This is a genomic window from Klebsiella sp. 141251 (assembly GCF_050600725.1).
GTDB lineage: Bacteria > Pseudomonadota > Gammaproteobacteria > Enterobacterales > Enterobacteriaceae > Klebsiella > Klebsiella aerogenes.
Genome location: NZ_JAQIRG010000005.1, coordinates 20,461 through 35,296, shown reverse-complemented (window position 1 = coordinate 35,296; position 14,836 = coordinate 20,461). Strand labels below are relative to the sequence as shown.

The following is a 14,836-nucleotide window of genomic DNA, read 5'->3' as shown; positions in this document are numbered from 1 at the left end:
TGTTGATTCATGTGTTGGTTTTTCCCGGCTCAGCGGCGGGGAGCGAGATGCGAAAACAGATGAACCCGGGATTGTCATCGACCAGGCTCAGCTCTCCCTGCATTTGCCGTACGCAGTCGCGGGCGATACTCAGCCCCAGACCGCTGCCTTTTACTGCCCCTTTACGCAGGTGGCTTCCCTGATAAAAAGGCTCGAAAATCATGTTTCTTTCGGCGGCGGGGATCGGCTCGCCGCTATTGGCGACATCGATACGAACCTGCTCGCCGTGGCGGTAACTATGAATACGAATGTTACCGGATTCAGCGCCATAGTGCACCGCATTGGAGTACAGATTATCAAGCACGCTGGTCAGCAACGTCGGCTCCGCCAGGCAGAAGCGTTCATCCAGCGCCAGCTCGGTAGACATCATCTTGGCCCTTGCCGGTAAACTATGCGCGGAAACGACGGTCTGCGCCAGTTCGGCAATATCCACCTTCTGCCGCTCGACCGGGCCATCGGCCAGTTTACGGTTATAGTCGAGCAGTTGTTCGATTAGCTTTTGCAGATTACGGCTGCTGTTATCGAGGATCTCAACGATTTCTTGCTGCTCCGTCGTCAGCGGCCCCGCTACCCGGTCCGCCAGCAGTTCCGTTCCTTCACGCATGCTGGCGAGCGGTGTTTTCAGTTCATGTGACAGATGACGAAGAAACTGGTGGCGTTGGGACTCCAGCCACGCCAGACGTTCGCTCAACCAGATAATCCGTTTACCGACCGATCGCAGTTCGCGCGGGCCGGTGAACAGCGCCGCATCATCCAGCGACTTCCCCTCCCCCAGGCGGTTAATCATCTTCTCGATGCCCTTCACCGGGCCGATGATCATGCGGGTAAACAGCAAAACCAGCGTCAGGCTCAGCAGAAACAGAACCAGCGCCTGCCATCCGAAAAACTGCCCGCGCTCGGCAATCTCCTGCTGTAGCTGCTGGCCGCGGGAGAAGATTACCGTTCGGGTCGCCTGTACCATTTCATTGTTAGCATCGGCAAAGGCTTCGAGGCTCGCCGCAGCTTTGGCGTCCGGCGCGCTATTATGGCAACGTAGTTGGGCCAGATCGGCGAGGTTTTGCCGCAGGGTCTGCCAGATGTCAGCATCCGGCAACACGTCAGAGAGCGCCTCAAGCATTTCGCTATAACGCTTACGTTGATTTTGATAGACCCGCTCAAGGGTAGGATCGTCCAGCACGCAATACTGGAGATAGCTACGCTCCATTTCCAGCGAGGCGTTGACCATCGCTTCGCTACGCCGCGCATCCGTCAAGGTGGTGCGGTTAATATGCGCGGCCTGGGCGCTGAGCGCGTTCAGGCTTTGCCAGGCCTGCCATGCCAGGACAAGCAGCGGCAACATGATCAGCACAAAGGAAAGCGTCACCAGTTGGCGCAAGGAACGGGGGAAAAGAGAGAATCGCTTCAAAGATATAGCCTCAACCATTAGCTCCTGAAGATGCTAACTGAGGATGGCGGAAACATCCACGGCAGAAACAATAAAGGCAGGCTCTAAAGCCTGCCTTTATTAAGGAATGAGGCGGTGCCTTACTCGACGTTTCGCCCGATGACTGATAAAGCAGAGCTGTTATCAGGAGTTGGACGGCAGGCACCTGTTTGTGCGTCATTCGAAGTTTATGTAGCGCTTCCCGAAGGGGCTGACATAAGAAGGTGAATGAGCCACTGCCAATTATTATGCATGAAGTGTGCCACCTTTCAAAACAAATTATTAACAGCATGATATATAAAGAATTACATGTAATTCCGCTTCAAAAGCCTATCGCACAACATTCGGCCTTTGTGTCGCTAATTAGCAACACCAAATAAGCATATATATAGAATCTTTTAAAATCAGTGCATTAAGTGTCGCCTTTTGGAGACACCCCAAAACCGCGTTTGTCGGTAATTCCCGACACCGTCACGCGGCCCCGATCACAAATAAAAAAGCCCCCTGATGACCAGGGGGCTCATGATCAACAACGCGTTACGTAAACGGTATTAACCCAGTTGCTTACGCGCGTTGCGGAAGATGCGCATCCATGGGCTGTCTTCACCCCAGTTTTCCGGGTGCCAGGAGTTGCTGACAGTACGGAAGACGCGTTCCGGGTGCGGCATCATGATCGTCGCGCGACCGCTTTCGCTGGTCACTGCGGTAATGCCGTTCACCGAGCCGTTCGGGTTCGCCGGATAGGTTTGCGTCACTTTGCCGAAGTTATCGACGAAGCGCAGCGCCACCAGGCCTTTGCTTTCAAGCTGAGCCAGATGCGCGCTATCACGAACTTCCACCTGCCCTTCGCCGTGCGAAACGGCAATCGGCATCATCGAACCGGCCATCCCCTGCAGCAGCAGCGATGGGCTTTGGGTAACTTCAACCAGGCTGAAACGCGCTTCAAAGCGGTCAGAGTGGTTGCGTACGAAGCGCGGCCACAGGTCGCTGCCAGGGATCAGTTCACGCAGATTGGACATCATCTGACAACCGTTACACACGCCCAGCGCCAGCGTCTGCGGGCGGTGGAAGAAAGTGGCGAACTCATCGCGTACGCGTTCGTTGAACAGAATCGATTTCGCCCAACCTTCGCCTGCCCCCAGTACGTCACCGTAGGAGAAGCCGCCGCAGGCCACCAGCGCATGGAAGTCGCCAAGACCGGTACGACCCGCCAGCAGATCGCTCATATGCACATCGATGGCGTCGAAGCCGGCGCGATGGAAAGCGGCGGCCATTTCAACATGGGAGTTAACCCCCTGCTCGCGCAGCACGGCCACTTTCGGGCGCGCGCCGGTCGCAATAAACGGTGCGGCAACATCTTCATTGATATCAAACGACAGCTTAACGTTAAGACCCGGGTCGCTATCGTTAGACTTCGCCTGGTGCTCCTGATCGGCGCACTCCGGATTATCGCGCAGACGCTGCATCTGCCAGGTGGTTTCCGCCCACCACATACGCAGCGTGGTGCGGCTTTCGCTGAACAGCGGCTGACCGTCGGCGGTGATAACAAAACGATCCCCCGCCGTCGCCTGGCCTAAGTAGTGCACGCAATCTGCCAGACCATTCATCGCCAGCAGTGCTTCTACCGCTTCGCGATCCGCGGCGCGAACCTGAATCACCGCGCCCAATTCTTCGTTGAACAACGCAGCCAGACGGTCGTCGCCCAGCGCGGCGATATCGGCAGTTACGCCGCAGTGACCGGCAAAAGCCATTTCCGCCAGCGTCACTAACAAGCCGCCATCGGAGCGGTCATGGTAAGCCAGCAGCTTACGCTGCTCCACCAGCGCCTGCATCGCGTCCCAGAAGCCTTTCAGCTGCGCGACATCACGCACGTCGGCCGGCTGGTCGCCTAGCTGACGATAGACCTGCGCCAGCGCGGTGGCGCCCAGCGCGTTACGCCCTTTGCCGAGATCGATCAGCAGCAGGGCGTTGTCTTCCGTAGAGAGCTGCGGGGTCACGGTGCCGCGCACGTCTTCAACGCGGGCAAACGCGGAGATAACCAGCGACAGCGGCGAGGTCATTTCGCGCTGCTCGCTGCCTTCCTGCCAGCGGGTTTTCATCGACATTGAGTCTTTGCCCACCGGGATAGTCAGGCCCAGCGCCGGACAGAGTTCTTCACCGACCGCTTTTACTGCTTCATACAGACCGGCGTCTTCACCCGGGTGACCGGCTGCCGCCATCCAGTTTGCCGACAGTTTAACGCGGTTGAGTTCGCCAATCTGCGTAGCGGCGATATTTGTCAACGCCTCGCCGACCGCCAGACGGGCTGAGGCGGCAAAGTCGAGCAGCGCAACCGGCGCGCGTTCGCCCATCGCCATCGCTTCGCCGTAGTAGCTATCGAGGCTGGCAGTGGTCACCGCGCAGTTAGCGACCGGGATCTGCCACGGTCCTACCATCTGATCGCGCGCTACCATACCGGTCACGGTGCGGTCGCCGATGGTCACGAGGAAGGTTTTCTCGGCCACCGTCGGCAGATGCAGCACGCGGTTAACCGCATCGGCAATCGTCATTGGTTGACGATCCAGCTCACTGCCCTGTGCTTTCAGCGTTTGCACGTCACGCGTCATTTTCGGCGTTTTGCCGAGCAGGACGTCCAGCGGCAGGTCGATCGGCCGATCGTTAAAGTGGCTGTCGCTCAGGCTAAGGTGTTGCTCCGCCGTAGCTTCGCCGATCACCGCGTAAGGCGCGCGCTCGCGGCGGCACAGCTCTTCAAATAGCGGCAGCTGTTCCGGCGCGACCGCCAGAACATAACGTTCCTGGGATTCGTTACACCAGATCTCCAGCGGACTCATTCCCGGCTCATCGCTGAGGATATCGCGCAGCTGGAAATTCCCGCCGCGGCCGCCATCGCTCACCAGCTCCGGCATGGCGTTAGAGAGACCGCCCGCGCCAACGTCGTGGATAAACAGAATCGGGTTCGCATCGCCCAACTGCCAGCAGCGGTCGATCACTTCCTGACAGCGGCGCTCCATTTCCGGGTTATCGCGCTGTACGGAGGCGAAATCCAGATCGGCATCAGACTGGCCGGAAGCCATGGATGACGCCGCGCCGCCGCCGAGACCGATATTCATCGCCGGGCCACCCAGCACGATAAGCTTGGCGCCAACGGTGATTTCGCCCTTCTGGACGTGCTCGCCGCGGATGTTGCCAATACCGCCCGCCAGCATGATCGGTTTGTGATAGCCGCGCAGCTCTTCGCCATTGTGGCTGGTCACTTTCTCTTCATAGGTACGGAAGTAGCCATTCAGCGCCGGACGACCAAATTCGTTGTTAAACGCCGCGCCGCCCAGCGGGCCTTCGGTCATGATATCCAGCGCGGTCACGATACGCTCAGGTTTACCGAAATCCTCTTCCCACGGCTGCTCAAAGCCCGGAATACGCAGGTTAGACACCGAGAAGCCGACCAGACCCGCTTTCGGCTTCGCGCCGCGTCCGGTTGCGCCTTCGTCGCGGATCTCGCCGCCGGAACCGGTCGCGGCCCCTGGCCACGGCGAAATTGCCGTCGGGTGGTTGTGGGTTTCAACTTTCATCAGAATGTGCGCCGGCTCCTGATGGAAGTCATAGCGCCCGGTCTGATAGTCGGCGAAATAGCGGCCGACTTCGGAACCTTCCATTACCGCAGCGTTGTCTTTATAGGCAGACAGCACATATTCCGGGTTTTTCTCGAAGGTGTTTTTGATCATTTTAAACAGCGACTTCGGCTGTTTTTGGCCGTCGATAATCCAGTCGGCGTTAAAAATTTTGTGCCGGCAATGTTCCGAGTTGGCCTGCGCGAACATATACAGCTCGATGTCGTTCGGATTGCGGCCAAGTTTAACGAATGCGTCCTGCAGGTAGTCGATTTCGTCATCGGCCAGCGCCAGCCCCAGACGGAGGTTGGCGTCAATCAGCGCCTGACGTCCCTTGCCCAGCAGGTCGACGCTGGTCACTGGCGTCGGCTGATGGTGAACAAACAGCTTCTCTCCCTCTTCCAGCTCAGTGAAAACGCTCTCCATCATGCGATCGTGCAGTTCCGCCGCAACGGCGTCCCACTGCGCATCGCTCAGACCCTGTGCTTCAACGTAGTACGCCACGCCGCGTTCCAAACGCACGACCTGCGATAAACCGCAGTTATGGGCGATGTCGGTAGCTTTGGAGGACCAGGGAGAGATAGTGCCGGGGCGAGGGGTGACGAGCAGTAATTTACCGGTTGGCGTATGGCTGCTGAGGCTTGGGCCATATTTGAGCAGTCTGACCAGTCTTTCGCGCTCCTCATCGCTTAGCGGGGCGCTCAGGTCGGCAAAGTGAACATACTCCGCGTATAAGGTGCTAACCGGCAGGTTGGCCGCCTGAAAACGTGCCAGCAGTTTGTTGATACGGAATGCCGACAGTGCAGGTGAACCACGCAAAATATCCATCATAAGTCTCTCGTCTTCGAAGCTTTCAAGGTGAGCCAGGGGGAAACGGCGGCCATTATAGAGAATCCTGAGCCCCGACGAAACCGTTTGCGTAGAAATAAAATGATTCATCAGTTTTATCAATAAATGTGACATGAATCGCGAATAAGTTGCCAACTGGCGCATTCTTAAGCAAAATGCCGCTCAACTTACGGCAACCTTTTACTTTTTCCGGATATACCCAGCTGAGGAACTCCACGCTGCAGAAAATTAACTATTTGAAAAAATTAAAGATTAATTATCTGCTGATCGGCGTCGTCACCCTTTTGTTGGCGGCGGCGCTGTGGCCGTCTTTGCCGTGGATGGGAAAACCGGAGAACCGCGTGGCCGGGATCATTGCCCGCGGCGAACTGCGCGTGAGTACCATTAACTCGCCGCTGACCTATGCCGCCATCAACAACAAAGACTACGGTCTCGATTACGAGCTGGCGAAACGCTTCGCCGATTACCTTGGGGTGAAGCTGAAAGTCACCGTGCGGCAGAATATCAGCCAGTTGTTCGACGATCTCGATGCCGGTAAAACCGATATGCTGGCCGCCGGGCTGGTCTATAACACCGAGCGGGTGAAGAACTATCAGGCAGGCCCTACCTATTATTCCGTTTCGCAGCAGCTGGTCTATCGCGTTGGCGGTAATCGCCCGCGCACGCTGGCCGGGATTAACGCCGAACAGCTCGCCATCGCCCCAGGCCACGTCGCCCTCAACGACCTGCAGGCGCTGAAGGAGAGCAAATATCCGGACCTCAACTGGCGCGTCGATGAAAAACGCGGCACCACCGCCCTGATGCAGGCGGTCATCGACGGCACGCTGGAATATACCGTCGCCGATTCCGTCGCCGTCAGCCTGTTCCAGCGCGTGCATCCGGAGCTGGCTGTGGCGCTCGATATCAGCGATGAACAGCCGGTCACCTGGTTTAGCGAAAAAAGCGAAGACAATTCACTATCGGCAGCCATGCTCGATTTCTTTAATAGTATGAACGAAGACGGCACTCTCGCCCGCCTGGAAGAAAAGTATCTCGGCCACGGCAACGACTTCGACTATGTTGATACCCGCACCTTCCTGCGCGCGGTGCAAAATACGCTGCCGGATCTGAAGCCGCTGTTTGAGAAATACGCCCGGCAGATCGACTGGCGACTGCTGGCGGCGATTGCCTGGCAGGAGTCGCACTGGGACCCGCAGGCCACCTCGCCGACCGGGGTGCGCGGCATGATGATGCTAACCCGCAATACCGCCCAGAGTTTAGGTCTGACCGACCGTACCGATGCCGAACAGAGCCTAGACGGCGGTATGCGCTATCTGCAGGATATGATGGCAAAAGTGCCGGACTCGATCCCGAAAGAGGAGCGGATCTGGTTTGCGCTGGCGGCTTATAACATGGGCTACGCGCATATGCTTGACGCGATGGCGCTGACTAAAAAACAAAAAGGCAACCCGAACAGCTGGTCCGACGTTAAGCAGCGTCTGCCATTGCTGAGCCAGAAGCCCTACTACAGCCGCTTAAAATATGGCTACGCCCGCGGCCATGAGGCCTACGCCTACGTGGAAAATATTCGTAAGTACCATATCAGCCTGGTTGGATATTTGTCTGAACAGGAAAGGAAAGCGGCGCAGGAGATGGCGATTGCTGAAGATTATCCAGCCGTCACGCCGGAAGAACTCGATGGCGAGCATAAAGAGTATGCGATGCCCTTCTTTAGATTCCGCGGCGAAAAGCTTGTCGACAACGTTAAACTAAAGTTGCCGACAGCAGGACGTTAGCCCTCGTCCTGCCGCGCTCTTTTCAACGCTTTTTTCTCTTCCCGCCGCCAGCGGAAGAAATCGCTCAGCATCGTAGAGCAAGATTCAGCCAGAATTCCCTCGGTAATTTCAACCCGGTGGTTCATCCCCGGATGATGCAGCACATCGATTAACGACCCGGCCGCGCCGGTTTTAGCATCGCGGGCGCCGAACACCAGCCGCGAGATGCGGCTATGCACCATCGCCCCGGCGCACATCACACAGGGCTCCAGCGTGACGTACAGCGTGGCATCAATTAAACGATAGTTCTGCAGAACCAGTCCACCCTGACGCAGCGCCATTATTTCGGCATGGGCTGTGGGGTCGTGACGACCAATCGGCCGGTTCCATCCCTCGCCGATGACCTGATTGTTATGTACCAGCACGGCGCCCACCGGCACCTCGCCCTCTTCCCAGGCGCGTTTCGCCAGCGTCAGCGCATGGCGCATCCAGTATTCATCGTTAAATTCGTGGTCAGACACAGCGGCACTCCTGCAGAAAAAGCGGGGCGCATTATACATGGGCGCTATATATCGCCCAAATAATTCGCCTGCAGCAGAATTATTCGAGCTGCTGGAGATCGCCCTGCGGCGTCACCCGCCAGCGGTGCTGGCAAAAACAGAGTAGCGGGTTATCCTGCTCGCTATCGCTATAGCCGCTGTATAAACGTAGCGGCGCGCCGATCCGCTGTTCCAGCTGCGCTACTTTCTCATGGCCCAGGCAACGCAGCGTCAGCACCCAGCCGCCGCGACGGCGGCTCATACGGCTGGCGATAAGTTTTACGCGCGGCAGCCAAAGCGTATCGGCATAGACCTGTTCCACCAGCGACTGCGGTGAGCCGGTAATCAGCCAGACGTCGGCATCAGTACTGGTTAAATAGTCGTTTAGCCGGCCCTGCACCACCGGAAAGGCGGTCACGTGCTGGCGAAACCAGCTAACGAACGCCGCCTCCAGACGCTTAAGATGGCTTTCACGCCGCCCGCAGGTAGCAGCCCACAGCAGCAGGCTCATCGGCCAGCGCGCCGCGCGACCGTTAACCAACAGCCCCAGCAGTACTACTGGCGACAAGGCCGCCACTGCCAGCACGTTGAGCGGCTGACGACGTAAAAGATAACGAATAAAGCTGCCGAACATATCCTGCTGGTGCAAGGTGCCATCAAGATCGAAAAACACGACTCGTCGCGCGTTACTGTTCAAACCGAACTCCTTTCTGGTACGGATTTTCCTGGCGATGTCGATAGCTTAACAGGCTTGCCGCGACGAGCGCGAAATTGTCTGCCGTGGTTGAGGTAAGATTCAGAATCTGACCCGTTCGCATAATTCTTCACAGCAGAATTTTTAATTCGTATTATTCCACTTATAATCGAATACAAAATTCTTTCAGCCGCTAACGCCCTCCTTCGGAGAAGCCATGAACTGTTTAATCCGCATCCGCCAGCGTTACCCGTCGCTGGCGGCGAGCGACAAAAAACTCGCCGACTTTATTCTGGCTCAGCCGGACCAAACTCGCCATCTCAGCTCGCAGCAGCTGGCGGGCGAAGCGGGAGTCAGCCAGTCCAGCGTGGTGAAGTTCGCGCAGAAAATGGGATTCAAAGGCTTTCCGGCATTAAAACTGGCGCTCAGCGAAGCGCTGGCCAGCAGCCCGGACCCGCACTCGGTGCCGGTACACAATCAAATCCGCGGCGACGATCCGCTGCGTCTGGTGGGCGAAAAGTTGATCAAAGATAACATCGCGGCGATGCACGCCTCGCTGGACGTCAACAGCGAAGAGAAACTCCTGGAGGCGGTGACTCTGCTGCGCGATGCTCGCCGGGTAATCATTACCGGTATCGGCGCCTCCGGGCTGGTGGCGCGCAATTTTAGCTGGAAGTTAATGAAAATTGGCATCAACGCCGTCGCCGAGCAGGATATGCATGCGCTGCTGGCAACGGTGCAGGCGATGTCGGCGGACGATCTGCTGCTGGCTATCTCCTATTCCGGCGAACGCCGCGAGATCAATATGGCGGCTGCTGAAGCGCTACGCGTTGGCAGCAAGATCCTCGCGATCACCGGGTTTACTCCCAACGCCTTGCAGCAGCAGGCTTCGCAGTGTCTCTACACTATTGCTGAAGAGCAGGCGACGCGCAGCGCGGCGATCTCCTCCACCAGCGCGCAAATGATGCTCACCGATCTCCTCTTTATGGCGCTGGTGCAGCAAGATCTCGAACACGCGCCGGAACGGATACGCCATAGCGAAGCGCTGGTGAAAAAGCTGGTCTGAGTAGAAAATGGGCATCTGGCGATGCCCACAAACATTAGATTGTTTTGAGCTGATTGATAATAAAAGGATTGAGCTGTAATAAAAGCAGCAATTTTCGCGGCGCCCCGGTTGGCTGACGCCGTTTAGTTTCCCAGCTTTTAACTAAGTCATAGCTAACGCCTACGGCGAGAGCAAAATCCTGCTGTTTTAACCCCGTCGCTTCGCGAATCGCTTTCACATCGATCGGGCTAAAAGTGTGAACATGCTGCGGCTCAGGGGTTTGCTCACCTTTTTCAATTCTCACCATTTCTTCTGCACTGGCCAGCAGATCGGCAAATAATTCGTCTTTCATCTGTACCTCATCGCCCTCGTGGGCACCACTGACAACGTGGTCCCGTGGAGTGATAGAAACTCAGCGTTATTCCAGCATAGCGGATAACTGTTTCAGCATCTTCTTTTGTTCTTCCGTTAAATCATCCAGCTCATTTTTGGGATAGACCAATGCCAGGTAAATTCGCCCTTTACGCGTCACATTGTAATAAATAATTCTCACCCCGCCACGCTTGCCCATCCCCGGTCGGCTCCAGCGAATTTTTCGAAATCCCCCTGTCCCTGCGATGGTATCGCCAGCCTCAGGATCCTCAATCAACACCTCCTGAAAAACGCGAAACTCGTCATCCGGTAGAAGCGCCTGACGCCGTTTACTGAAACCCTGCAGCTCAATAAAAGTGTACATACCGCATCCTGCGTATCATGATTATAAAATCATCATAAGTGTATGGGGTACAACAAGCAAGTTAATAAATGTACCAGGTACATATTCAGGCTCAACGGGGTTATAAATATAGACGCTAGCGAAGCGCTGGTGAAAAAGCTGGTCTGAGTAGAAAATGGGCGTATAATGCCCGCCCTGTTTGTGTTGTTTCTGAGATTTTCCTGATGGCGCTGTTAATCACCAAAAAATGCATCAATTGCGATATGTGCGAGCCGGAGTGCCCGAATGAGGCCATTTCGATGGGCGATAGCATTTATGAGATTAACAGCGACCGCTGCACCGAGTGTGTGGGTCACTACGACACGCCAACCTGCCAGAAAGTGTGCCCGATCCCGAATACTATTCTCAAAGATCCGGCGCACGTCGAGAATGAAGAACAGTTGTGGGATAAATTCGTGCTCATGCATCACGCGGATAAGCTTTAACCGCGGGTTTAGCTTTCGACGATCACCGTGGCGCAGGCATAGTGGCGTTCATCGGCGAGAGTGACGTGAATAACGCTTACCCCCATCCGTTCAGCCAATAGCTTTGCTTCGCCCCATAGCCGCAGTTTCGGCTTGCCTAATTCATCGTTGAAAACTTCGAACTGATTAAACGCCAGGCCGTTGCGAATACCGGTTCCGAGCGCTTTCGCCGCCGCTTCTTTGACCGCAAAGCGTTTTGCCAGAAAACGCACCGGCTGCTGATGCTGCTCCCAAATGCTCCATTCGTGATCGCTCAGCACCCGGCGCGCCAGGCGATCGCCGCTACGGGCGATCACCGCTTCGATGCGGGCGATTTCGACGATGTCGGTACCCAGCCCGAGAATCGCCATTAGCCGCGCGCTTCCAACATCAGGCGTTTCATTTCCGCGACAGCCTCTTTCAGACCGCTCATTACTGCGCGACCAATAATGGCATGGCCGATATTCAGTTCGTGCATTTCCGGCAAGGCGGCAATGGCTTTCACGTTGTGATAGGTCAGACCGTGACCGGCGTTCACCTTCAGTCCAAGGGTGGTGGCATAGGTCGCCGCTTTGGCGATACGCTCAAGCTCTTTAGCCTGTTCGGCATCGGTTTTGGCATCGGCATAGCAGCCGGTATGGATTTCAATATACGGCGCGCCCACGTCGGCAGCCGCTTTGATCTGCTCATCATCGGCGTCAATAAACAGGGAGACCAGAATACCGGCATCCGCCAGGCGCTTACAGGCATCGCGCATCTTATCGCGCTGCCCGGCAACATCCAGTCCACCCTCGGTGGTCACTTCCTGACGCTTCTCCGGCACCAGACAGCAAAAGTGCGGTTTTGTCTCGCAGGCAATCGCCAGCATCTCTTCGGTGACCGCCATTTCGAGATTCATTCGGGTGTGCAACGTCTGGCGCAGAATGCGCACGTCACGATCGGTGATATGGCGGCGGTCTTCGCGCAGGTGCACGGTAATACCATCGGCGCCGGCCTGTTCTGCAATAAAAGCCGCCTGCACCGGATCCGGATAAGCGGTACCGCGCGCGTTACGCAATGTCGCAATGTGGTCAATATTGACCCCTAACAGTAATTCAGCCATGACAATCCTCGTTAATCATTATTCGTATTATCGGCTCGCGCCTTTCGCGCGGGCATAAACTGGCGAAACAATTCCCGGCTCTTGAGCGGTTTCCCTCCAAGATACGGCTTCAGGGCGATGCGGGTAAAGCGCTTCGCGGCGCGCAGCGTATCTACATCCGGAAACTCGCGGCTAGCCAACGCTTTCAAATGGTGCCCGGTAAACGTGCTGTTATCAATCACCAGGCTGGCGATAAAGCCTTTTTCTTCGCGATAGCGGTAGGTCATGGTGTCATCCACCGGGTCGCCGCTGCCGGCACAGTGGAGGAAATCCACGCCATAGCCCAGGTGCCCGAGCAGCGCCAGCTCAAAGCGCCGCAGCGCGGGCTCCGGCGAACCGCTGGCCCCGGCAAGCGCCTGGATGCAGTGCAGGTAGTCGAAAAAGAGTTCGGAGAAGCGCGTTTCGTGCTCAAGCACGCGGGAGATGAGCTCGTTTACGTAAAGACCGCTGTAGAGCGTGATGCCGCTAAGCGGCAGCGCCAGCGAGACGGCTTCCGCACTGCGAAGGGTTTTGACTTCGCCGCGGCCGCCGAAGCGAACCAGTAAGGGGGTGAAGGGCTGTAAAGCGCCCTTGAGATTAGAACGTTTGGAGCGTGCGCCTTTGGCAACCAGGCGCACGCGACCGGACTCTTCCGTGAAGACGTCCAGCATCAGACTGGTTTCGCTCCACGGTCGGCTATGCAGGACAAAGGCGCGCTGCCATCCATCCACGTTGCGTTAACTCAGAGGTCGTCAACGTAACCGAGACTGCGCAGCGCGCGCTCGTCATCGGCCCAGCCGGATTTCACTTTGACCCACAGTTCGAGGTGCACCGGCGCTTCAAACATCTCTTGCATGTCTTTACGCGCTTCGATGCCGATGGTTTTGATTTTGGCGCCTTTGTTGCCAATTACCATCTTCTTCTGCCCTTCACGCTCGACGAGGATCAGGCCGTTGATGTCGTAGCCGCCGCGTTCGTTGCTCACGAAACGTTCAATTTCGACGGTCACGGAGTACGGCAGTTCAGCGCCGAGGAAACGCATCAGCTTTTCGCGGATGATCTCGGAAGCCATGAAACGCTGGGAACGGTCGGTAATGTAATCTTCCGGGAAGTGATGAATCGCTTCCGGCAGATGTTTACGTACGATCGACGCGATAGTATCAACGTTGGTGCCGGTTTCCGCAGAAATCGGCACGATGTCGAGGAAGTTCATCTGGCTGGCAAGGAACTGCAGATGCGGCAGCAGATCCGCTTTTTCCTGCACGTTATCAACTTTGTTGACGGCCAGAATCACCGGCGCGCGCGCATCGCGCAGCTTGTTCAGCACCATCTCGTCATCTTGCGTCCAGCGGGTACCTTCAACGACAAAGATAACCAGTTCCACGTCGCCAATCGAGCTGCTGGCCGCTTTGTTCATTAAGCGGTTAATCGCGCGCTTCTCTTCCATATGCAGGCCCGGGGTATCAACATAAATCGCCTGATACGGCCCTTCGGTATGGATACCGACGATGCGGTGACGGGTAGTCTGCGCTTTACGGGAAGTGATCGAAATCTTCTGCCCAAGCAGCTTGTTCAACAGCGTGGATTTGCCAACGTTTGGACGACCAACGATGGCGACAAATCCGCAATAACTTTTTTCTTCGCTCATTCCAGCTCCAGTTTTTTCAGCGCCTGTTCGGCGGCAGCCTGCTCCGCCTTGCGACGGCTGGAACCTGTGCCAACCACCGGTTCACTCAGGCCACTGACCTGGCAGTGGATAGTAAATTCCTGATCGTGCGCTTCGCCGCGAACCTGGACGACCAGGTAGGACGGCAGCGGCAGATGACGCCCCTGCAGATACTCCTGCAGACGAGTCTTCGGATCCTTTTGCTTATCGCCCGGGCTGATTTCATCCAGACGAGTCTGGTACCAGGAGAGGATTAAGCGTTCAACATTTTGAATATCGCTGTCGAGGAAAACCCCGCCGATTAAGGCTTCTACGGTGTCAGCCAGAATCGATTCGCGACGAAAACCGCCGCTCTTCAGCTCGCCAGGCCCAAGGCGCAGGCACTCGCCCAGTTCAAATTCGCGGGCGATTTCCGCCAGCGTATTGCCTCGCACCAGCGTCGCGCGCATACGGCTCATATCCCCTTCGTCTACCCGCGGGAAACGATGATAGAGCGCATTGGCGATCACGAAACTTAAAATAGAGTCGCCTAAAAACTCGAGACGCTCGTTGTGTTTGCTGCTGGCACTGCGGTGAGTTAATGCCTGTTGCAACAGCTCCTGATGAACAAAAGTGTAGCCCAGCTTTCGTTGAAGCCGATTAATTACGATGGGGTTCATGCGTTACCAATAAATGAATGCGTCAAAGATGCAGCACACGAAACCGACCTGAGCATACATACCCTTGATATATAAGGGCAGAAACTAACCAACGCGGTTTCGTGTGCAGTGTCACTCTTTCGAGAGACAACCAAAAACTTCGGGGGGATATTCTATACGCAACGACAAGGGATGTCGTTAGTTTGGATGGATTTAAATACTAAATAATTCGCGCTGCCATTA

At 56.3% G+C, this 14,836-nt stretch carries 14 protein-coding genes; 3 read left to right on the top strand and 11 right to left on the bottom strand.

Annotated features, from left to right (window positions below; genetic code table 11):
- Positions 1–7 precede the first annotated feature (7 nt).
- Together PGR09_RS12720 and purL are read right to left on the bottom strand one after the other, a co-directional pair.
- Positions 8–1,444 (bottom strand): sensor histidine kinase, encoded by a 1,437-nt coding sequence (locus PGR09_RS12720; protein WP_072251588.1) that lies wholly within the window; start codon positions 1,442–1,444, stop codon positions 8–10.
- 569 nt (positions 1,445–2,013) lie between these two features.
- Positions 2,014–5,901 carry a phosphoribosylformylglycinamidine synthase gene (purL, locus tag PGR09_RS12715; protein ID WP_430916204.1) on the bottom strand — a complete coding sequence of 1,296 codons (3,888 nt, stop codon included), beginning with the start codon at positions 5,899–5,901 and terminating at the stop codon, positions 2,014–2,016.
- Positions 5,902–6,074: 173 nt separating this feature from the next.
- Here purL and mltF point away from each other — a divergent pair, with 173 nt between their 5' ends.
- A complete protein-coding gene (gene mltF, locus PGR09_RS12710) occupies positions 6,075–7,694 on the top strand; it encodes a membrane-bound lytic murein transglycosylase MltF (protein WP_047043386.1) in 1,620 nt (539 codons plus the stop codon).
- Here the strand turns inward: mltF and tadA are convergent.
- Positions 7,691–8,194, bottom strand: a complete 504-nt coding sequence (gene tadA / locus PGR09_RS12705; RefSeq protein ID WP_045392764.1) for a tRNA adenosine(34) deaminase TadA — start codon at positions 8,192–8,194, stop codon at positions 7,691–7,693. The two genes, mltF and tadA, sit on opposite strands and share 4 nt — an antisense overlap.
- A 79-nt stretch (positions 8,195–8,273) precedes the next feature.
- The gene (yfhb, locus tag PGR09_RS12700; protein ID WP_045392766.1) at positions 8,274–8,909 is read right to left on the bottom strand and encodes a phosphatidylglycerophosphatase C; all 636 of its coding nucleotides are present in this window, start codon (positions 8,907–8,909) and stop codon (positions 8,274–8,276) included.
- 214 nt (positions 8,910–9,123) lie between these two features.
- On the opposite strand from yfhb, the gene PGR09_RS12695 reads away from it, so the two are divergent.
- A complete protein-coding gene (locus tag PGR09_RS12695) occupies positions 9,124–9,972 on the top strand; it encodes a MurR/RpiR family transcriptional regulator (RefSeq protein WP_047043382.1) in 849 nt (282 codons plus the stop codon).
- Between the two features lie 34 nt (positions 9,973–10,006).
- On the opposite strand, the gene nadS is transcribed toward PGR09_RS12695, so the two are convergent.
- Positions 10,007–10,303, bottom strand: coding sequence for a NadS family protein (nadS, locus tag PGR09_RS12690; protein WP_045392770.1), 297 nt, complete (start codon positions 10,301–10,303; stop codon positions 10,007–10,009).
- 66 nt (positions 10,304–10,369) lie between these two features.
- On the bottom strand, positions 10,370–10,687 hold the full coding sequence (locus PGR09_RS12685) for a type II toxin-antitoxin system RelE/ParE family toxin (protein WP_045392772.1): 318 nt from the start codon (positions 10,685–10,687) through the stop codon (positions 10,370–10,372).
- A 203-nt stretch (positions 10,688–10,890) separates the two neighbouring features.
- Here PGR09_RS12685 and PGR09_RS12680 point away from each other — a divergent pair, with 203 nt between their 5' ends.
- Positions 10,891–11,151 (top strand): YfhL family 4Fe-4S dicluster ferredoxin, encoded by a 261-nt coding sequence (locus PGR09_RS12680; RefSeq protein WP_047043379.1) that lies wholly within the window; start codon positions 10,891–10,893, stop codon positions 11,149–11,151.
- An 8-nt stretch (positions 11,152–11,159) separates the two neighbouring features.
- Here the strand turns inward: PGR09_RS12680 and acpS are convergent, their stop codons facing one another.
- The 5 genes from acpS to rnc are packed head-to-tail and all read right to left on the bottom strand — an operon-like array spanning position 11,160 to position 14,614.
- Positions 11,160–11,540, bottom strand: a complete 381-nt coding sequence (gene acpS / locus PGR09_RS12675; RefSeq protein ID WP_045392774.1) for a holo-ACP synthase — start codon at positions 11,538–11,540, stop codon at positions 11,160–11,162.
- Complete coding sequence (pdxJ, locus tag PGR09_RS12670) at positions 11,540–12,271, bottom strand: pyridoxine 5'-phosphate synthase (RefSeq protein ID WP_289577839.1); 732 nt, start codon at positions 12,269–12,271, stop codon at positions 11,540–11,542. Before pdxJ ends, acpS begins: the two co-directional genes overlap by 1 nt.
- Before the next feature lie 11 nt (positions 12,272–12,282).
- Positions 12,283–13,020, bottom strand: a complete 738-nt coding sequence (gene recO / locus PGR09_RS12665) for a DNA repair protein RecO (protein WP_015370291.1) — start codon at positions 13,018–13,020, stop codon at positions 12,283–12,285.
- A gap of 11 nt (positions 13,021–13,031) precedes the next feature.
- A complete protein-coding gene (gene era / locus PGR09_RS12660) occupies positions 13,032–13,937 on the bottom strand; it encodes a GTPase Era (protein ID WP_015370290.1) in 906 nt (301 codons plus the stop codon).
- The gene (gene rnc, locus PGR09_RS12655; protein WP_020078171.1) at positions 13,934–14,614 is read right to left on the bottom strand and encodes a ribonuclease III; all 681 of its coding nucleotides are present in this window, start codon (positions 14,612–14,614) and stop codon (positions 13,934–13,936) included. The genes era and rnc overlap by 4 nt, the downstream gene beginning before the upstream one ends.
- Positions 14,615–14,836: the final 222 nt, after the last annotated feature.